This window comes from Trichocoleus sp. FACHB-40, from assembly GCF_014695915.1.
Classification (GTDB): Bacteria; Cyanobacteriota; Cyanobacteriia; order Cyanobacteriales; family FACHB-T130; genus Funiculus; species Funiculus sociatus.
Map to the genome: position 1 here is coordinate 114,409 of NZ_JACJPF010000044.1, position 18,932 is coordinate 133,340.

The following is an 18,932-nucleotide window of genomic DNA, read 5'->3' on the forward strand; positions in this document are numbered from 1 at the left end:
TTAAACGGAGAAAAATGCTATGCAACTACAACAAATCACAAGGTTATTAATTGCAAGTGTGAGTATTGTCAGCTTGGGCATTGCAGGTTGTAGCCAACAACGAGAATTCGATGCACAAGCCCAACCCACTGTTCAAGCCCAACCCACTGTTCAAGCCCAAGCACCTGCTCCCAGCCCTCAAACCCAAGAACGTGCCGCAGATGTACCATTTGTACCCACGCCAAATGAAGTTGTAGCCGAAATGCTAAAAGTAGGGAAAGTCAAAGGTGATGATGTACTCTACGATCTCGGCAGTGGCGATGGGAGAATTGTCATTACCGCAGCAAAACAATTCGGCACTCGTGGCACTGGCATAGACATTAATCCAGAGCTGGTTCAGCAAAGTAAAGACAATGCCCAAAAAGCGGGTGTAGCTGACCGCGTGCGATTTTTACAACAAGACCTTTTTCAAACTAATTTGAGCGATGCAACAGTAGTGACGCTCTATCTGCTTCCTGATATCAACGTGAAACTTCGGCCCAAGCTGTTAAAAGAACTCAAACCAGGCACTCGCATTGTTTCTCATGACTTCGACATGGGGGAATGGAAACCTGAGCGTGTGGTACAAGTGCAAGGCCCTGCTCGTCAGCACACAATTTACTACTGGACTGTACCTGAGAATATCCCGGAAAATTTGCGATGAGGCTGTTGCCCGCTTGGGTAACAATTTAACCATGTTTAGAAAGCCCACCATTGCTGAAATTAGCAGGCAATGGTGGGCAAAACAGAATAAGTTTAGATTAGGTGAAACCCAACCCAACATAAGCATGTGTTAGTTTCTTAATTACGCAGATGTCTTAATTTGATAAATTCTCAGCGAAATTCATGCGGCTCAAAAAAGTACGCAAGCGATCGCTTTTTGGCTGAGTCAAAACTGCCCTTGCTGAACCTTGTTCGGCTACACAACCTCGATCCATAAAGAATACTCGATGCGCCACATCGCGGGCAAACTGCATCTCGTGCGTCACCACCACCATCGTCATGCCTTCTTCTGCAAGCTGCTGCATCACCACCAGCACTTCCCCGACCAATTCCGGATCGAGGGCACTAGTTGGTTCATCAAATAGCATAATCTGGGGGTTCATACACAAACTGCGAGCGATCGCTACTCGTTGCTTTTGTCCTCCAGAAAGCTGTTCTGGATAAGCCTTTGCTTTCTCCACCAAACCAACTTTCTCTAAATAAAATCGAGCCTGCTCCTCAATCTGGGAGCCAGATTTACCTAACACCAAACGCGGAGCCAGCATCAAATTTTCCAACACGCTCAAATGAGGAAACAGATTAAATTGCTGAAAAACCATCCCCACCTGTGCCCGTAGTCTCCGCAATTGCTTTTGATTGAGTTTCGGACGCGACAAATCTATCCCATTGACAACTAAACGCCCGTCGTTAATCGTCTCCAGACGGTTGAAGCAGCGCAACAGCGTACTCTTACCACAACCACTTGAGCCGATTATCGCCACCACTTCTCCCCGGTGGATTTCACCGCTAATTCCTTGTAAGACTTTGAGAGAACCAAAGCTTTTCTCAATACCTTCAAAGATAATTGCCGGGGTGGAATCCTCCATGGTTTTTTCTGGTGTAATTGTAATTATTAAATTATATTAGGGTACGGAATTTTTGTAAGATTTAGCAAATCGACTTCGCGTCATTAGTAGAAATTGCACTCCCAGGTAAGGCAAATGCACAAATTCATTCAGTCACGTTGGCGACGCCAAGGTTTAGTTTTTGGCTTGAGTTGTCTGCTGATTTTGGGCATTTTTGTGTTGAGTGCCAGTTTCGCCAAAGCAAAAACCACACTTAAAGTCGCAGTAGAGCCTACATATCCGCCGTTTGAGTTGCTGGGGGAAAACAACGAGCTAGACGGTTTTGATGTAGATTTGTTTAAAGCGATCGCGCAAGCGTCTGATTTCGAGATTGCATTTGTAACGATGCAATTTGACGGGATGATTCCAGCTTTGCAGGCGAAAACCGTCGATGCAGCGATCGCAGCCATGACGATCACCGCCGAACGTCAGAAAGTGGTAGATTTTTCCCGTCCTTATTTCAGATCCGGGTTAGCGATCGCCATCAAAGCTGACAACACAGAAATTACTTCTCTAGAAAGTCTCCAAAACAAGAAGGTAGCTGTACAAATCGGCACCACTGGCGCAGCCCAAGCAGCAAAAATTCCCGGTGCCAAAATTAGCACCTTCGATTCTTCACCCCTAGTGCTTCAAGAATTAATCAACGGCAATGTAGATGCCGCCATTAATGATGCTGCCGTAACTCTCTACGCCATCAAAGAAAACAACCTCAAGTCAATCAAAATTATCAATCAACTGCTTACAGAAGAATACTATGGCATCCCCACCCCTAAAGGTTCTCCCTATTTAGATGACATCAACAAAGGGCTGACAACTATCTTAGGAAATGGCACCTACAATCGCCTTTATCGGAAGTGGTTTAATGCCGAAGCCCCGCCACTTCCAGAAACAATCAACTTTGATAAATCAACAACTCCCCTAAAAGCTACTAACGTCATCTTAAACGCAATGCCCTACTTATTGCAGGGAGTTTTCGTGACGCTATATCTAACAGCATTCTCCGTCTTTTTAGGAATGATTGGCGGTTCACTTTTAGGAATTGCCCGCCTCTCAACCATAGCGCCCCTGCGTTGGGCAACCAGAGCCTATATTGACTTTTTCCGGGGAACGCCTTTGCTGGTGCAGATTTTCATGATTTACTTTGGCATACCTGCCCTCATGCAAAGCTTTGGCATCAATTTCAATTTGGGAAGACTAACAGCATCAGTGATAGCACTGAGTCTCAATAGCAGCGCATATATTGCTGAAATCGTCCGCGCAGGTATCCAGTCTATTGACATCGGGCAATCAGAAGCCGCCCAGTCGCTGGGGTTGGGAAGAGTGGAAACAATGCGCTATGTCATCTTTCCCCAAGCCTTGCGGCGGATGCTGCCCCCCTTGGGCAATGAGTTTATCACCTTACTCAAAGACACTAGCTTAGTAGCGGTGATTGGATTTGAGGAATTATTCCAACAAGGGCGATTAATTGTGGCAAATAACTATCGCGCCTTTGAAATTTACGCTGCCGTTGCTTTAATTTATTTGGCATTAACATTACTTTCCTCACGCACTTTTAGTTTCTTAGAGCGTTCGATGAATCCAGTTAAAGCGGCTAAATAGTTAAGCATAGTTTGGGGTTCCAATCCCCTGATACGGAACGCCCAAAGGGAAGGATTTTATCGCTATTTTGTTACTTTAGATTAGATAAAAACCGCTTTCCCATTGTTTTGCCAAACCAATATTTTTCGGATTTGCTACAAATTGATTGCCGCAATGCGAAAGGCCCTAGAAAAGTGCGATACCTTGGTAGGGACATGGCATGGCCCCCTACCAAGGTTGATCCAACGTCAGAACCGCGATATATTCCACCCAACTGAGAAACGCTAAACTTTAGTAGAAGTGACCCAAAAACGCTAATTTGTTGGCTAAAATAATGCCTATTATAAATAATAAATTTTTATTCGGCGAATTTTAAGAACCCAGCATTTTAGAGGATGTTTTAAAAGTCTTACTGGCTGCATCAATCCGTACAAGATAACCCTAAATCCCCCTGAAAAGAGGGATTTTGAGGCTGTTTCCCCTCCAAAAGGAGGGATTACCGAGTGCGAAATATTACACGCTCCTAGCCTTTACGACGCCCTAGTAAGAGATGGTTGAACAAGGTGAAACTAAACAACACTTATAAATTCGTTGGGTTTCGTAATCACTTAACCATTTCTACGAACTAATCAGGTTTATAAAACGCCAACAGCATCCATTGTTCAAACGCCATGCTCCCGCCTACAACAGGGGTTCCCATTTCCAACGTTAACGTCGGTTTTTTGAGCTTCTAACCGAACCCTATGACCCATCCGTATGCAGAACTCTCTCCCTCACCCTATGCGAACAGTATTAGGACTGGTAGCAAAATTTACACCCTATGATAGGTGTTATAACTATATGGGTGCTGCCTACGTCCTTACTCTCCATCCTCCAGAGGGAGGATGACTACCAATGGGATTATGTAATTTAGTCTTGTAAAACTATTCATCAATTTGGAGTTTTCATGTCAGAGCTGATCCAGGCCGTTCTCGACAGTGATGAAAAAAGTGATATCCGTCAGTTTATCAGCGAGTTACGTCAACAGGAAAAGCGATACTTACTGCGTAACGATATCGTTAATGCGTTTGGGGAATATTGCACTAGGCACCAGAAGCCGGAACATTTTTACCACTCCTCCCATTTGGGAAAACTGATTTATTACACCCAAGAAATTATTCAGGAGGATGGAAACTTTTGCCTGATTGTTCGTCCTACGATTGCTTCTCAAGAAGTGTATCGGCTGTCGGAAGATTTGAGCGTAGACCAGATGACGGTGCAGGAATTGCTGGATGTGCGCGATCGCTTCGTTAACCGCTTCCATCCCAGCGAAGGCGATATCCTCGAACTAGATTTTCAACCGTTTTACGACTACACCCCGACAATCCGCGACCCCAAAAACATTGGGAAGGGGGTGGAGTATCTCAACCGATATTTATCTAGCAAACTCTTCCAAGACCCCAAACAATGGCTGGAGAGTTTGTATGAATTTCTTAGCGTCCACTCCTACAACGGACTGCAACTGCTGATCAACGGGCGGATTAAATCGCAGCAACAACTCTCAGATGGGATCAAGAAAGCGATCGCCTTTGTAAGCGATCGCCCACCCGAGCAACCTTACGAAGAATTCCGCTATGAGTTGCAAGTCCTGGGTTTTGAACCCGGATGGGGTAACACCGCCGGACGTGTACGGGAAACTCTAGAAATCCTCGATGAACTCATCGACTCTCCCGATCACCAAACCCTAGAAGCCTTCGTTTCCCGCATTCCGATGGTCTTTCGGATCGTCTTGGTGTCTGCTCATGGTTGGTTTGGACAAGAAGGAGTTTTGGGGCGTCCCGACACTGGCGGACAAGTAGTTTACGTCCTCGACCAAGCTAAAAGCTTAGAACAGCAACTACAGGAAGATATCACCCTGGCTGGGTTGGATGTCCTGGGTGTAGAAGCAAAAGTAATTATTCTCAGCCGTCTGATTCCTAATAGTGATGGCACCCTGTGTAACCAACGTTTAGAAAAAGTTCACGGCACAGCAAATGCCTGGATTTTGCGGGTACCTTTGCGGGAATTTAATCCCAAGTTGACTAATAACTGGATCTCCCGGTTTGAGTTTTGGCCTTATCTGGAAACCTACGCCGTTGATTCAGAAAAAGAACTGCTGGCAGAATTTCAAGGCAAGCCAGATTTGATAGTTGGCAACTACACTGATGGAAACATAGTTGCATTTTTGTTAGCACGTCGCTTGAAAGTAACTCAGTGTAACATTGCCCACGCACTGGAAAAATCAAAATATCTTTTCAGTAACCTTTACTGGCAAGACTTAGATGAGAAATATCATTTTTCCCTACAGTTTACCGCCGATTTGATTGCGATGAATGCGGCGAATTTTATCATCAGCAGTACCTATCAGGAAATTGTGGGAACGCCAGATAGTGTGGGACAGTATGAGTCTTACAAGTGTTTCACCATGCCAGATTTGTATCATGTGGTGAACGGGATTGAGCTATATAGTCCTAAGTTCAACGTGGTACCGCCTGGGGTAAACGAGAGTTACTATTTTCCATACTCGCGCATGGAAGATCGGGTGATGAGCGATCGCGATCGCTTGGACGAATTGCTCTTCACCCTTGAAGACCCAGAACAAGCCTTTGGTAAACTTGATGACCCCACCAAACGCCCTCTTTTCTCAATAGCGCGTCTCGACCGCATCAAAAACCTCACAGGTTTAGCAGAATGTTTTGGTAAAAGTGAAGCATTGCAAGAACATTGCAATTTAATTTTAGTTGCAGGTAAATTGCGCGTTGAAGATTCCAGCGACAACGAAGAACGCGACGAAATTGAAAAGCTTTACCAAATCATTGAAAAGTACAATTTGCAAGGTAAAATTCGCTGGTTAGCCGTCCGCCTATCGAAAACAGACTCTGGTGAAATTTACCGAGTAATTGCCGATCGTCAAGGTGTCTTTGTTCAACCAGCTTTGTTTGAAGCTTTTGGTTTGACAATTTTGGAAGCAATGATTTCCGGTTTACCAACTTTTGCCACGCAATTTGGTGGGCCGTTGGAAATTATTCAGAATAAGTTTAACGGGTTCTACATTAACCCGACGAACTTAGAAGAAATGGCAGAGTTCATGCTGGAGTTTGTCTCCAAATGCGACCAGAATCCTAACTACTGGTATGAAGTTTCTACGCGGGCTATCGATCGAGTTTATAGCACCTATACGTGGAAAATTCACACCACCAAGCTGCTATCTCTAGCTCGAATCTATGGTTTCTGGAACTTTACCTCTAAGGAAAAACGGGAGGATTTGCTGCGTTATCTTGAGGCATTGTTCTATTTGATTTACAAGCCAAGAGCGCAAAAGTTGTTAGAAGCGCATATGGAACGATAAAAAGCTAGTAGGCTGGCCCCTTGGAACCTTACCCAACCTACTACTACAACGGTTCAAGGGTTGGGTGCAATACCTTAGTAGGGACATGGCATTGCCATGTCCCTACTAAGGTATACCGAACGTCAGAACCGCGATATATTCCACCCAACTGAGAAACGCTGTAATTCTTCAGTTTTGCCTTTTAATTAATTCCCTGCGTCCGCCAAATTTTAATAGTTCTGTCATAACTACCACTGGCAAGAGACTTTCCATCCGGGCTGATAGCTACCGAATAAATCGAGCTTGTATCACCTGAGAGAGTGCTAATTTGTCTCCCTGTTTTCCAGTCCCAAATTCTGATTGTGTTGTCCTGAGAGCCACTAGCCAGTGTATCTCCATCGGGGCTGAAGGCAACAGAATAAATCATGTCTGTATGCCCCCTAACGGTGCGAATTAGCCGACGTCTGGAAAGATCCCAAATTCTGATCGTTTTGTCAAAAGCTCCACTGGCGATGGTCTTTCCATCCGGACTGAAGGCAACAGAATTAATTGTATTTGAATGACCGCTTAGGCTGCCAACTAATTGACCAGTAGCAAGATTCCAAATTTTAATGGTTTTATCTTGAGAGCCACTGGCGAGGGTTTGTCCATCGGGACTAAAAGCAACAGCTTCAACCCAATTTATATGCCCTGTGAGACTGTAAATTTGTTCGCCAGTAGCAACATTCCAAACTTTGATTGTATCGTCTTTACTGCCGCTGGCGATGGTTTGTCCATCGGGGCTGAAGGCAACTCCAAAAACTGAACTAGCATGACCCCTCAAGGTGCGAATTAACTCACCAGTGGCAAGATTCCAAATTTTAATTGTGTTGTCCTGAGAACCACTGGCAATTAATTGACCATTTGGGCTGATAGCGATCGCATAAACAGGTTTCGGATGTCCCCTAAAGGTACGAATTAACTGACCAGTGGAAAAATCCCACATCCTGATTGTGTTGTCGAAACTGCCACTGACTACATTATTCCCATCAGGCGTGATGACGACGGAGTTTACCCAATCAGTATGTCCTCTGAGGGTGCGTTCTAGTTGAGCGTTTCTCCAGTAATCAGCAATTGTTGAAACAGCTGTATCAGTTGGGGCTGCTTGTGTCTTGATGTCACCAAGTTGGATGATAACGCCAGTAGCGATCGCTGTGGCAACCACACCCATAGCACTAATAATCGTTTTTGTTTTTTGAGCAGAGAACATAAAAATTAATTACCGAGTAACGGGAAGAATTGTTAGACATCAATTCTCTGGTCGTTTCCTAATATACATGGGGAAACGCGGTCAGCAAAACTGTACTGGAAAAATTGTGCTGATTTTATGCCCAAAGATAGATACACAAAAAGCCGATTCATAAACAAATAAAAGCGCGATCGCCCTTATAGTTATAGAGCGATCGCTACCTGTAAAAGTTCCATATTCAGTTTTGGGTTGGAGGCGACCGGGAGACTTGGGAGAAACAATTCCGCCAATTCCCCCACTCCCCACCTCCCTAATCCCCTTAGTGAGGCAACTTGCTCAACTCGAACCAGGTGCGAGAACCAACAATTCCGTCAGCTACCAAGTTACGAGAAGTTTGGAAGGTTTTGATAGCATTCTGGGTAATCGGGCCAAAAATACCATCAGAATTCAACTGTAGGACTTTCTGAACAGTTTTGACAGCCTCACCACGGCTTCCCAACTGTAGAACAGGCATATCAACGGGCGCGCCGGAGAACAGACCTTGCCACGTCTTAGCACCAACAATGCCATCCTCTACTAAGAATACGCGGTGCTGGAAAGCTTTAACGGCATTTTCTACTGGCACATCGAAGACTTCATCAAAGGGAGTGGCGTAATATCCCCAGCGTGCTAATAGTTGTTGCAATTCAAGCACTGCGGAACCGCGAGAACCCCTGCGAAGAACTGGTTTTTGGATAGCAGTAGCGGCAGCAGCTTGGGGAGTCATGGCTTCAAACTCTTTTGCAGATTGCATAATTAATGTTCCTTGAGGTGTGTTTCTACTCTTCCAATGTAGTTTTGAAAGCCAAGGTACACCTTCGCCCTGTTAGGTGTATTTAATCTCACCTTAACTACTCACCCATTAGGATGAGGTAAGAACCGTTACCTACAAGTAAGTGATTAATTGAAAATTGGAAATTTCAGTAATTTGTAGTAGTGCGTCCCGGCTAAAATGCTGGCTTAAACAAATGTGAAACTCAGAGGATGTCTGAAAAGTCATAATCGAGACGCTTAGAGGGTGAACCCCCTTGCATCCCCCTTAAAAAGGGAGACTAAGACTTGATTCTCCCCCCTTGAAAAGTAGGGCTGGGGGGGATCAAGCCAACTTTTGACACTTGTGAGACATCCTCTGACATTTCCAGTTTTTCAGCCCCAAGGATGCCCACTAAATTAGATGCTTAAACGCTACTACTACTTTCTGAATCTACAAGTTGCCGAATCTGCATAGGAGTTAACTGCTGCACATTGCTGAAAATTGCCGCAGCACCAGCAGCCTTAAGAGCATCTGCATAGGCATCACTTTGTTCCTGGGTTTTTTGAACGTGTGGCGGCAAAATGCCCACGCCAATCCAACACCGCTGTGATTTAAGCGGTTTACTAGAAGCCGCTTCGCATTTACGTGCTTGTATTACTGTGTACAAATCAGCTACCGTATCCCCCACATAAATAACTGGCGTGTCGGGGTTAACGGAAAATTGCTGTTCCAACTGTTGTACAGCTGCCAACAGCCCTGTAGGATCGGGTTTTCCCGGAGCATCCTCCATCGCAATTAGCAATGGCGACTTCAAGCCCAAGCGTTTGCTCAAAACATAAGTCGCTGAACCACGAGTAGCACCGCTAAAAAAGCCCCAAGGTATTCCTGCTGCTGTCAGTTCCTCTAGATAACTTGGCTGCATGAGTAGCGGTTCATCGCAGATATAACCTGTCCAATTTTCCGGATCTGTCCCTCGATACCGAGACTGGAAAAAGGCAACCAGAGTGTCGTAGTTGAGTTGGAGTTGCGATCGCGTTGCGGTATCGCTCTCTTGCGATTGCTTTGTCTCCTGAGCCTCAAAGTATCGATAAACTAGCTCTTGGGACGCTTCCCAATCATTATTCCAAATTCCTTCCAACTTCAGCTTGTCTATATCCTCTGGAGTCGGTCGATAGGCACCGCCAGTAAAATGCTCCACCGTATCAGCAAGCGCTCTGCGGTAAGATCCCCCGACATCGCGCACTACACCGTCAATATCAAAAACAACTAAACTGGGACTGGATTGTTCCACCACTCTTGCCGCACCTTATAATCTTTTGCTCATGCACTATATCCAGGGTGTAGAATAGTCGTTTGTACAGTATTCAACAAGGCTGGGACTTCCCTGGAGGTGTGATTGTCGAGGTTTATTTTAAAGGTTCTCTGGCTGGAAGAGAACGTTGCATTAGCCGTTGACCAAGTAGTAGGCAAAGGCACCAGCCCTCTAACATCTTACTTTTTCTGGCCTCGGAACGATGCTTGGGAACAGCTAAAAAATGAGCTGGAAGCCAAGCACTGGATTTCTGAGGTTGAGCGCGTCGAGGTTCTAAACAAAGCCACGGAAGTAATTAACTACTGGCAAGAGGAAGGCAAACGCCGTTCTATAGCTGACGCTCAGGCGAAATTTCCGGAAGTTGGCTTCACAGGTAGCGCCTAAGAGTTAGCTAAAGGCGAATTTGCCTCTTGTTTGATACTTTTGTCGGCAGTTGCCGAAGCGCGATAAGTTGAGGAATAGGGCTAATCGGTTCTGCACAAACAGAGTTTATAAAACCTAAGAGGGTAGCAGTTTATTAAAATGCTGACCCTCTAAATTTTTAATTTGCTTGTTGGATGGGAATCTCAATCCAAAACTGAGTACCTTTGCCTGGTAGGGAAGAACACTGGAAGACACCGCCGTGTTTTTCCACCACAATTTGATAGCTGATGGATAGTCCCAAACCTGTTCCCTTACCAACTGGCTTAGTGGTAAAAAAGGGATTGAAGATTTGCGATCGCACTCCTTCTGGCATTCCGGAACCATTATCGGAAATCTGAATGAGTGCGCGATCGCCATTTCGTACTTTGGTACTAATCTGTATCGTAGGGATTGCTGATTGGGCAGACTCTTCTGCCAGTCCCACATCAAGAGTCCCCATGTCCAGAGCGTCAATCGCATTGCTGATGACGTTCATAAACACTTGATTGAGCTGACCAGCATAGCACTCAACTAAGGGCAAATCGCCATAAGCTTTCACAACCTCAATACTGGGAACGTTACCCTTCCCCTTAAGTCGATGTTGCAAGATTAACAGCGTACTGTCTAGACCCTCATGGATATCAACTAGCTTCATTTCAGCTTGGTCTAGGCGAGAGAAATTGCGTAGTGACAGCACCAGTTGCCGAATGCGATCCGCCCCAACCTTCATCGAGGAAAGCATTTTGGGTAAATCGTCAGCCAGAAATTCTAAATCAATTTCCTCTTGCAGCTTGAGAATCTCAGAGTCAGGATGGGGATAACGCCGCTGGTAGAGATGCAGCAGATCCAGCAAATCTTGTGCGTACTCACCAACGTGAGCCAGATTCCCATAAATGAAATTGACCGGATTGTTAACTTCGTGAGCTACACCCGCCACCAGCTGTCCCAAACTTGACATTTTTTCTGTCTGAATCAGCTGAGTTTGGGTTTGCTGTAGTTCTTTGATAGTACAAGAAAGTTGTTCTGTCTGCTCTTGGGTTTGAGTTAGGAGTTCAGCTTGCTGTATAGCTATGCCTAGTTGAGCAGCAATCTGGTTGACAAAATCAATAGCGGAGGCATCCCAGTGCCGGGGTTCACGGCATTGATGGATACATAGCAGTCCCCACAGTAAATCCCCTTTCAAGAGCGGCACTACCAAGTTAGCTCGGACTTGGAATTGCTCTAGAAGCTGGATATGACAATCGTTTAAGCCGGCGTTGTAGATGTCATCAACTATCTGAATCCGACCTTGTTGATAGAGGTGAGCATAGTGTTGGGAAAAATGACGATCGTAAACTTTGGTTCCTAAAACAGGCTTAAACTCTGGCAACACGTCTTCTGAAACAAATTCATCATTCTCCGAACCAGAGGCTGAATATAAGCAAAATACTGCTACTCGGTCGGCTTCTAGCAGTTGTCGAACTTCAGTAGTTGTTGCCTTGAAGATTGTCTCCAGGTCAAGGGATTCTCGAATTTTGGTAACAACCGCAAATAATGCTTCCTGTTGTTCGGCAGCTTGCTCTAGTTGTTGGGCTTTTTGGGTGGCAATGTCAGCAGCAGCACGACTTTGTTGGTAGAGTTCGGCTTGTTGAATAGCGATCGCTGCTTGATCCGCCAGCTGTTGCAGTAGCTCTATTTCAGCCTCCTGCCAAATCCTCGTTTTAAAGCACTCATGGGCAATGAGCAGTCCCCACAGGTGATCGCCCATCCTAATCGACACGACTAAGTTAGCTTGAACTTGAATATTCTGTAAAAACTTTATATGACAGGGGTCTAAATCTGACTCTAATACGTTGTTAATAGCCCGAACTCTTCCCTGCTGGTACCGATAGGCGTAGTCCAAAGGAAAGCATTTATCGTCATATATATCTCCCAGAATTGAGGTGGCATTGTCTTTCACATCTTCTACGACCACTTCCCCCTGGTAGCCTTTGGTGAACTGGTAAATCACCACTCGATCTGTGGTTAGCAATTCCCGGACTTCTCGCACGATGCTTTTTAAAATGGTCTGTAAGTCGAGCGTGCTACGAATTTGATCTGTAACCTGCTTCAAGACTTTGGCAAAATCCAACGATTGCTGCAACTGTTGTGTACGCTCCTGTACCTGACACTCCAGGTTGGTATTCAGAGTCTTCACCTGCCTGTACAGTTCATACTGCTCAATTGCCATTGCGAAGTGATGGGCTAAGGCAGCAGCCAGTTCAATGTCTTCTTTTGTCCACTCGCAAGCTTGACCTTTTTTCAGCTCTAGCCAAGCTTCAAACGAGTTCCGGGGTTGCCACTGTCGCTCATCGGAATCAAAACGTCCCGCCCACAAAGTTTCTGTTTCAATTTCATCTCGAAATACGCTTAAGTAACCGAGAAACTCTTGACGATACTCCAGGGGTATAACGATCATGCCTCGAATCTTTGTTGGGCGGAATGCTGCTGCTAGCACTCGCAGGCCCGGTTCTTTATATATATCCCTAATTGCTACCGGGCTATTGCAGACAGGATCTTGTAATTTAAAGTATTGCTGCCATACAAGACTCTCTTCGAGCAGGCAATCTTTCCTGAGTCCTACTAGCATCGGCTGAGCGCCGCAGGTAAACTGTTTACCTCCAAAGCTGGGGTTTTCTGCGGCTATGTAAAGTCTGCCACCGGAACCCTTAAAGGCGGCAACGGTTTCTATGAGAGCTTGTTGTACCTCAATCGATGGTAGTGTATGCAGCAGGGTTGCTACTCGGTTAATCTTGGCTTCGATAATTGCTTGTTCGCGAGCGCGTCTGAGGAGATTTGACTGCGCGATCGCAATTGAAACTTGATCCGCAACTAACTGCACAATTTGCAGTTCCCTTTCGGAAAAAGTACGTGTTTGGGCGTTGTGAGAAACTAATAATCCCCACAGATGCGGCTGTACTTTGTGTGCCTGTACGTCGTACTGTAAAATCGGCACCACTAAGGAAGACTGCACCCCCATTGCTGTGAGATATTCAATATGGCAAGGGTCTACTTCGCGATAGTAAAAACCTTGCGTCTCCAAAGGAATACCAGTTTGGGGACAATCCAGTTGACTTATCCCAATCTTCCCTGTAGCAAGATCCACAATTGAACGCCCTCTGGCTTTGATAAACATTTCGCGGGCGTGGGGAGGAATGTCATCTGCTGGAAAATTCAACCCCAGCAGGGACGGCAGGCGGTTGTTATAAATCGACTCAGCAATAACTTGCCCGCTACCATCAGCATGAAACTGATAAACTTTGACTCTATCGGTTTCTAGAAATGAACGGATCTCGGCAACTGTTGATATTAATATCTCTTGCAATTCTAGAGATTGCCGAATCCGGTTCGTGATTCGATGCAGTAACCCTTCTTGTTCTATTTTTGAGGGCATATTCTGCGTATTATTACTGAGTTCCATTCGCTTTATCCACCACGCTTATTATTTTTTAATTTTTTCTTTTGGTCGTATATGTCTATTTTGTGCCTTAAAAGCGCTTTAGCACATTCGTGAAACTATTGAAATTATCAAAAATTTAAAATTAAACGGAATATTAGTATATTTTAATAAAGCCCTAGTAAGATAGCTACATCTAAAGTAAAATACAATACTTACTCGCGAAGACAGGAAAATTATAGATAAAAATAAATAGTTAGTATTGTTTTAAAGAAAATCTAGATTGCAATATTTATATTTTTAAAAAACCTTTTTTACAAACGTTGCCGAATTTCTTGGCGGACGCTCATCAGAATTTTGCCTAGATAATTTTGACCAGTTTTATCTTTACCGCAACCCCAGTAGTAATCGATTTGGGAATCTTCGACAAGTAAGCGATCGCCTGTAGAAAGCAAAATAGACTGAATATCTAAATGGGTGAGAAACTTAATAAGCACAGCTTCGCGCATAATTTCGGTTTTTAGGCTTTCCCAGTCGGGACGGATGTGGCGAGTGCGATCGCGTCCCAATGTTGCTGCTTGCATTGGTGTCTTGGCGCTAGCAATCTCTAAAATTAAAGCTTCATCCTTGGTGCCAACAAATTTTTGCGCTTGATAGTAATGCTCTACCGTCGCCCAGTCTTGCCCCAGCAGATGAATGCAATGAGGAGAAAAGTTGGAAAAACATCCATATGGATCGTCAACTTTGTAAAAATAAATCGTCATTTGCTAATCGGGGATTGGGGATTGGGGAGAGACAGACAAAGAAAGCAACCCTTTTTGTCCCTCTCTCCCAAGACTATCTTCCAGTTTTTATTACCTTTTATCTCACAGGCTTTTTACTTCTGTCCCATCGCCTTCAATCCTTCATCGATCTTGTCAGCGTCCTGAGTTCTACCTTGCTCTCTGAGTAAATCTCTAGCCTTTTTAATAGCTGCTATTGACTCAGATTTCTTACCTTGTTGATCTAAAGCCAACCCTAAATTAAAGTAAGCTTGTGCTGCTTTAGGCTCAATCTCCGTCGCCTTTTTCAGAGACGCAACTCCCTCAGGTAAATTTCCTTGTTTGACTAAAGCAATCCCCAAAAAGTAGTGTGCATCCGCACTTTTTGGGTCAAGCTCAATTGATTTTTTAAAAGCAGCAGTTGCTTCCTTTAAATTGTTTTGGACACCTAAAGCAACTCCCAAGTCTTTGTGAGTTTTGGCATTATTCGGGTCAATTGCTAGGGATTTTTTGAAAGAATCAGTCGCTTCAGGTATTTTCCCTTGGTTGACTTGAATAAATCCTAAATTATTATAAATTTTTGCATTTTTAGGGTCAACTTCGATGGCTTTTTGAAAAGTGGCAGAAGCCTCATCTAATTTCTTTTCATTGACCTGAATCAATGCCAATTTACTATACAATTCTATTTTTTTTGGATTTGCTTCAATAGCTTTTTTGAAAGCTTCTGTAGCTTCTGGTAACTTATTTTCTTGAACTAAAGCAGTTCCCAATTTATCGTAAGTTTCTGCATCTTTGGGATTAATTTCGACTGCTTTATTGTAGTCAGCGATCGCTTCCGATAATTTGCCTTGCTCAACAAGAGCATTTCCTGAGTCTACATACTTTTTGGCATCAGCCTGTGAGTTGCCACAACCCACCATCAGGAAGCCTACGAATCCGGCTACCGCAATCGAAAGCCCAAACCTGGATAAATTTGCAGTCCTAGAAGACATAACTATCGAGTTTCTAGAGGAAAGCCCCAATATAACACAAGAACAAATTGAAATTATTCATGGTTTATGGCTGATAGTTCCTAGCAAACCATCAGCCATAAAAAATACGACCGCAAAAAAAAATTTAGCCGCCCATACCGGGGATCATACTCTTACTCAGTCGCTTAATGGCACGATCAGCCACTTCTGAGTAACGGCTTTCCCCGCATAGCAGTTGACCCATTTTTTCAGCAGCACCGGGGCGCTTAACACCAACTTTATAAGCGATACCAGGAATTCTGTAGAAAATTCCTGCTAAACGTTGCGCCCACACCATGTCAGATCCCCATTCTTGAGCGATCGCATTGGTGTATCCTTCCAAAGCATTGCGATCGCCTCCCACAGCTTTATCAATTGCTTCTGCTGCCTTCAAACCGCTAAACATCGAGGGACGAATTCCCTCAGCCGTAAACGGATCGACGACACAAGCAGCTTCTCCAGCTAAAACTGCATTTTGGGTATGCAGCTTTTGATCGCCGTCCCACAAGCACAAAGGATGACCGTACTGCTTGCTGGTTTTGACATCAACATTAAACAGCGTGGCATACTCAGCTAGGAGGCTCTTAAAGTCTTGCGGGTCGCTGCCTCGGAAGTTGCCAATCCCGATAGAATAGCCGTCGGCTTTGGGAAAATTCCAGATATAGCCATTTTTGACCATCCCAAATTCAAAATGAGCGATGTGACCGTTTTCTACTTGTGCCTTTGGTTCTGCCTCCAAAGCGCCAGCCAGACGGCGTTTGCGCTCTTTAAAGCCCAGCCACTTAGCCATTGGCCCTTTGGCTCCATCGGCAGCAATTAAATAACGACCTTGTACCGGGCCGTTTGCCGTGTTGACTTGCCAAGCGTCGTTCTTAAACTCAATTCCCGTCACTTCCGTATTGTCTCTAAGTTCTGCGCCCTGTTGCTGCGCCTGCTGGATAAGAAAGTGGTCGAAAACGTCTCGCCGCACCATCCATATTGGTTCTGGCGTATTCAGTTCTGTTTCCACCGGATCTTTCATATTCCATGTGCAGCGAATCGTGTTCACCTTCAGGGAAATGGCGGGGGAGAAGTCAAAATCAAACCACTCGGCAACTGCTGGCGAAACGCCACCTCCACAAGGTTTGTATCGAGGCAGAGATTCTTTTTCTATAACTAAAACTGAGCGTCCCCGCTTCGCTAAGTGATAAGCTGCGGTTCCACCTGCTGGGCCAGCGCCGACAATAATACAGTCAAACATCGTATTAATTTTTGCTCCTGAACGCACTTGAATTTGAGGCTGGAAGGAGAATTTAGATTCTCATAGGTGCATCCCACTTTTGGACACTCTAAAGGGCCGATGCTAGGCAAGCAAATATCGCCTGCACGGTCTTAAGAATTTTAGCCTGCCTACGCAGACTTGGTTGGCTTAGCCCGTAGGAGTATATTGGCACGCAATGGAATTATCATCCTCACTCTTGTACTCACTGGTTTAAAGCTTAGTTGCTTTGGGTGCTAACTGGCTATTTGCGTAATTTCCCTGTTCCAGTAAAAAGCCTACAATCTAATGCTTTCAAGCTTTTTAGCATAGCGATCGCTGTTTGGATATTATATTGTGCTTTTATTTGCCCAATCAATTCCGTGTTTTCAACTACGTAAGCGATTAATTGCTTTTAAACTTGCCGATAGACAACGCGATCGCCATCTTTAATAAATTCATCAATTTCACTGAGTGCAAAATTGCCTATAATTTATAGGATTGGTTCATGAAAGCTTCATAAAATTAAAAACAAGATAAAGCTGTGCATTTACTACTGTGAGGTCAAGACTTATGTGGGAAGTACGCATCCAATACGCCAACGGTAACGAGAAAATTTTACGCGCCTGCACGAACCGAGAAACTGCCCTGCGGTACGTGGATGCGATTTATTCCCAAGGCTACCCCATGCACGTTGCCTACCTTGTCCGTCCGAGCCTAGATGGACAAGTGTTTGTGCCTGCATAAGTTTTAGTCTTTAGTCCTTAGTTTTTTGCTAGAACTTTTGACTAATTAAATTTAGTCTTTAGTCCTTCACTATAACTAATGACTAATGACTAATCACTTTAAACAGTGGTGATATCTTTCTCTTTTTCTGCTAGTAGTTCGTCAACTCTGGCGATGTACTTGTCAGTCAACTTCTGAACGCTTTCTTGCAAATCTCGCGCTTCATCCTTGGGAAGTTCACTATTTTTTTCCTGTTTGCGAATCGAGTCAACGGCATCGCGGCGGATGTTGCGAATAGAGACTTTGCCTTCTTCGGCATACTTTGCTGCTATTTTCACCAATTCTTTGCGGCGATCGCTTGTCAATGGCGGAATATTCAGCCGAATCGTGGAGCCATCGTTGTTTGGCGTTAAGCCTACATCCGACAGCGAAATGGCTTTTTCAATTAAGTTTAGGCTGCTACGGTCAAAAGGTTGAATTGTAATCGTAGTCGCATCCGGCGTACTAATGTTTGCCAAGGATTTGATAGGAGTTGGGGAACCGTAGTATTCCACAATTACTTTGTCGAGGAGACTAGCATTGGCTCGTCCCGTCCGAATGGTATTAAAAGACCGTTGAGTTGATTCAACTGCCTTTTTCATGTTGCTTTCAGCGTCAGATAACTTCACAAAAACCTCCGACAATTGTTCCGACAGATTCTCCCATAACGGCTCGGCGAATATTTCCCGGAACCGATAAATCAAACACCATAATCGGGATATTGTTTTCTTTACATAAGGCGATCGCTGTACTATCCATCACCCGCAGATCGTTAGCTAAAACGTGTCCGTAGGTAATGCTCTGATAGCGATGAGCTTGCGGGTTCAGCTTGGGGTCAGAATCATAAATCCCGTCTACTTTAGTCGCCTTAAAAATTACATTCGCATCAATTTCCGCTGCTCGTAAGGCAGCTGTGGTGTCGGTGGTGAAAAAGGGGTTTCCCGATCCAGCCCCAAAAATCACCACCCGTCCTTTTTCGAGATGGCGAATAGCACGCCGCCGGATGTAAGGTTCTGCGACTTCTTGCATAGCGATCGCGGTTTGCACTCGCGTTGGCACCCCAATTTGCTCTAGAGAGTCCTGCAAGGTCATCGCATTCATCACTGTGGCAATCATGCCAATGTAGTCTGCTGTCGCCCGATCCATCCCCGCCGATGCTGCTTTCACGCCGCGAAAGATATTGCCGCCACCCACGACAATAGCTACCTGAACGCCACTTGCCACGACTTCTGCGACTTGGGTCGCGATTTCCTGAACCACCATCGGATCGATTCCGTAGCCCAGGTTGCCCATCAAAGCTTCACCGGAAAGCTTGAGTAAAATTCGTCGATAAGTTATCCCCATGCAGACACTATTTTCTCACTCCAATTACCTCCACCATAAGATAGCAGTAGCGGAGTAGTTTGGGATATGATTCGGCAAATTTAACTCTTGTTAGCTACTACCACCAATCCGGCAGT

The 18,932-nt window shown here is 44.9% G+C and carries 16 protein-coding genes; 5 read left to right on the forward strand and 11 right to left on the reverse strand.

What is annotated here, in order from left to right; translation table 11 throughout:
- Positions 1-19 precede the first annotated feature (19 nt).
- Positions 20-682: a methyltransferase domain-containing protein gene (locus tag H6F63_RS08285; RefSeq protein ID WP_190636471.1), complete on the forward strand. Its 663-nt coding sequence runs from the start codon at positions 20-22 to the stop codon at positions 680-682.
- Positions 683-836: 154 nt separating this feature from the next.
- Here the strand turns inward: H6F63_RS08285 and H6F63_RS08290 are convergent, their stop codons facing one another.
- Complete coding sequence (locus tag H6F63_RS08290; protein WP_190418997.1) at positions 837-1,607, reverse strand: amino acid ABC transporter ATP-binding protein; 771 nt, start codon at positions 1,605-1,607, stop codon at positions 837-839.
- Between the two features lie 114 nt (positions 1,608-1,721).
- Between H6F63_RS08290 and H6F63_RS08295 the strand changes: the two genes are divergently transcribed.
- Both H6F63_RS08295 and H6F63_RS08300 read left to right on the forward strand, forming a co-directional pair.
- Complete coding sequence (locus H6F63_RS08295; protein ID WP_190636472.1) at positions 1,722-3,224, forward strand: ABC transporter permease subunit; 1,503 nt, start codon at positions 1,722-1,724, stop codon at positions 3,222-3,224.
- A gap of 925 nt (positions 3,225-4,149) precedes the next feature.
- A complete protein-coding gene (locus H6F63_RS08300) occupies positions 4,150-6,570 on the forward strand; it encodes a sucrose synthase (RefSeq protein WP_190636474.1) in 2,421 nt (806 codons plus the stop codon).
- Positions 6,571-6,751: 181 nt separating this feature from the next.
- Here H6F63_RS08300 and H6F63_RS08305 read toward each other — a convergent pair whose 3' ends face one another.
- The 4 genes from H6F63_RS08305 to H6F63_RS08320 all read right to left on the reverse strand — a co-directional run bounded on the left by H6F63_RS08305 (position 6,752) and on the right by H6F63_RS08320 (position 9,864).
- Positions 6,752-7,798 (reverse strand): WD40 repeat domain-containing protein, encoded by a 1,047-nt coding sequence (locus tag H6F63_RS08305; RefSeq protein ID WP_190636476.1) that lies wholly within the window; start codon positions 7,796-7,798, stop codon positions 6,752-6,754.
- An 81-nt stretch (positions 7,799-7,879) separates the two neighbouring features.
- Positions 7,880-8,083: a hypothetical protein gene (locus H6F63_RS08310; RefSeq protein ID WP_190636478.1), complete on the reverse strand. Its 204-nt coding sequence runs from the start codon at positions 8,081-8,083 to the stop codon at positions 7,880-7,882.
- 13 nt (positions 8,084-8,096) lie between these two features.
- Positions 8,097-8,570: a peptidoglycan-binding protein gene (locus H6F63_RS08315; protein ID WP_199295435.1), complete on the reverse strand. Its 474-nt coding sequence runs from the start codon at positions 8,568-8,570 to the stop codon at positions 8,097-8,099.
- A 424-nt stretch (positions 8,571-8,994) separates the two neighbouring features.
- A complete protein-coding gene (locus tag H6F63_RS08320; RefSeq protein ID WP_190636479.1) occupies positions 8,995-9,864 on the reverse strand; it encodes a TIGR01548 family HAD-type hydrolase in 870 nt (289 codons plus the stop codon).
- 102 nt (positions 9,865-9,966) lie between these two features.
- Here H6F63_RS08320 and H6F63_RS08325 point away from each other — a divergent pair, with 102 nt between their 5' ends.
- Positions 9,967-10,266 carry a 30S ribosomal protein PSRP-3 gene (locus H6F63_RS08325; protein WP_190419009.1) on the forward strand — a complete coding sequence of 100 codons (300 nt, stop codon included), beginning with the start codon at positions 9,967-9,969 and terminating at the stop codon, positions 10,264-10,266.
- 157 nt (positions 10,267-10,423) lie between these two features.
- On the opposite strand, the gene H6F63_RS08330 is transcribed toward H6F63_RS08325, so the two are convergent.
- The 4 genes from H6F63_RS08330 to H6F63_RS08345 form a co-directional block, all read right to left on the reverse strand.
- On the reverse strand, positions 10,424-13,723 hold the full coding sequence (locus H6F63_RS08330) for a GAF domain-containing protein (protein ID WP_190636482.1): 3,300 nt from the start codon (positions 13,721-13,723) through the stop codon (positions 10,424-10,426).
- 290 nt (positions 13,724-14,013) lie between these two features.
- The gene (locus tag H6F63_RS08335; protein ID WP_190636483.1) at positions 14,014-14,463 is read right to left on the reverse strand and encodes an NADAR domain-containing protein; all 450 of its coding nucleotides are present in this window, start codon (positions 14,461-14,463) and stop codon (positions 14,014-14,016) included.
- Positions 14,464-14,576: 113 nt separating this feature from the next.
- Complete coding sequence (locus H6F63_RS08340; protein ID WP_190419015.1) at positions 14,577-15,452, reverse strand: tetratricopeptide repeat protein; 876 nt, start codon at positions 15,450-15,452, stop codon at positions 14,577-14,579.
- 124 nt (positions 15,453-15,576) lie between these two features.
- The gene (locus tag H6F63_RS08345) at positions 15,577-16,710 is read right to left on the reverse strand and encodes a geranylgeranyl reductase family protein (protein WP_190437170.1); all 1,134 of its coding nucleotides are present in this window, start codon (positions 16,708-16,710) and stop codon (positions 15,577-15,579) included.
- A gap of 570 nt (positions 16,711-17,280) precedes the next feature.
- Here H6F63_RS08345 and H6F63_RS08350 point away from each other — a divergent pair.
- Positions 17,281-17,454, forward strand: coding sequence for a family 2 glycosyl transferase (locus H6F63_RS08350; RefSeq protein WP_190636485.1), 174 nt, complete (start codon positions 17,281-17,283; stop codon positions 17,452-17,454).
- A gap of 98 nt (positions 17,455-17,552) precedes the next feature.
- Here the strand turns inward: H6F63_RS08350 and frr are convergent, their stop codons facing one another.
- Positions 17,553-18,101: a ribosome recycling factor gene (frr, locus tag H6F63_RS08355; RefSeq protein ID WP_190437172.1), complete on the reverse strand. Its 549-nt coding sequence runs from the start codon at positions 18,099-18,101 to the stop codon at positions 17,553-17,555.
- A complete protein-coding gene (pyrH, locus tag H6F63_RS08360) occupies positions 18,088-18,816 on the reverse strand; it encodes a UMP kinase (protein ID WP_190419023.1) in 729 nt (242 codons plus the stop codon). Before pyrH ends, frr begins: the two co-directional genes overlap by 14 nt.
- Positions 18,817-18,932: the final 116 nt, after the last annotated feature.

Coding starts and splice junctions, on each gene's coding strand:
- H6F63_RS08345 (WP_190437170.1), bottom strand. CDS start 16,710: ATGTTTGACTGTATTATTGTCGGCGCTGGCCCAGCAGGTGGAACCGCA.
- H6F63_RS08285 (WP_190636471.1), top strand. CDS start 20: ATGCAACTACAACAAATCACAAGGTTATTAATTGCAAGTGTGAGTATT.
- H6F63_RS08300 (WP_190636474.1), top strand. CDS start 4,150: ATGTCAGAGCTGATCCAGGCCGTTCTCGACAGTGATGAAAAAAGTGAT.
- H6F63_RS08290 (WP_190418997.1), bottom strand. CDS start 1,607: ATGGAGGATTCCACCCCGGCAATTATCTTTGAAGGTATTGAGAAAAGC.
- H6F63_RS08295 (WP_190636472.1), top strand. CDS start 1,722: ATGCACAAATTCATTCAGTCACGTTGGCGACGCCAAGGTTTAGTTTTT.
- H6F63_RS08305 (WP_190636476.1), bottom strand. CDS start 7,798: ATGTTCTCTGCTCAAAAAACAAAAACGATTATTAGTGCTATGGGTGTG.
- H6F63_RS08315 (WP_199295435.1), bottom strand. CDS start 8,570: ATGCAATCTGCAAAAGAGTTTGAAGCCATGACTCCCCAAGCTGCTGCC.
- H6F63_RS08335 (WP_190636483.1), bottom strand. CDS start 14,463: ATGACGATTTATTTTTACAAAGTTGACGATCCATATGGATGTTTTTCC.
- pyrH (WP_190419023.1), bottom strand. CDS start 18,816: ATGGGGATAACTTATCGACGAATTTTACTCAAGCTTTCCGGTGAAGCT.
- H6F63_RS08350 (WP_190636485.1), top strand. CDS start 17,281: ATGTGGGAAGTACGCATCCAATACGCCAACGGTAACGAGAAAATTTTA.
- H6F63_RS08330 (WP_190636482.1), bottom strand. CDS start 13,723: ATGGAACTCAGTAATAATACGCAGAATATGCCCTCAAAAATAGAACAA.
- H6F63_RS08340 (WP_190419015.1), bottom strand. CDS start 15,452: ATGTCTTCTAGGACTGCAAATTTATCCAGGTTTGGGCTTTCGATTGCG.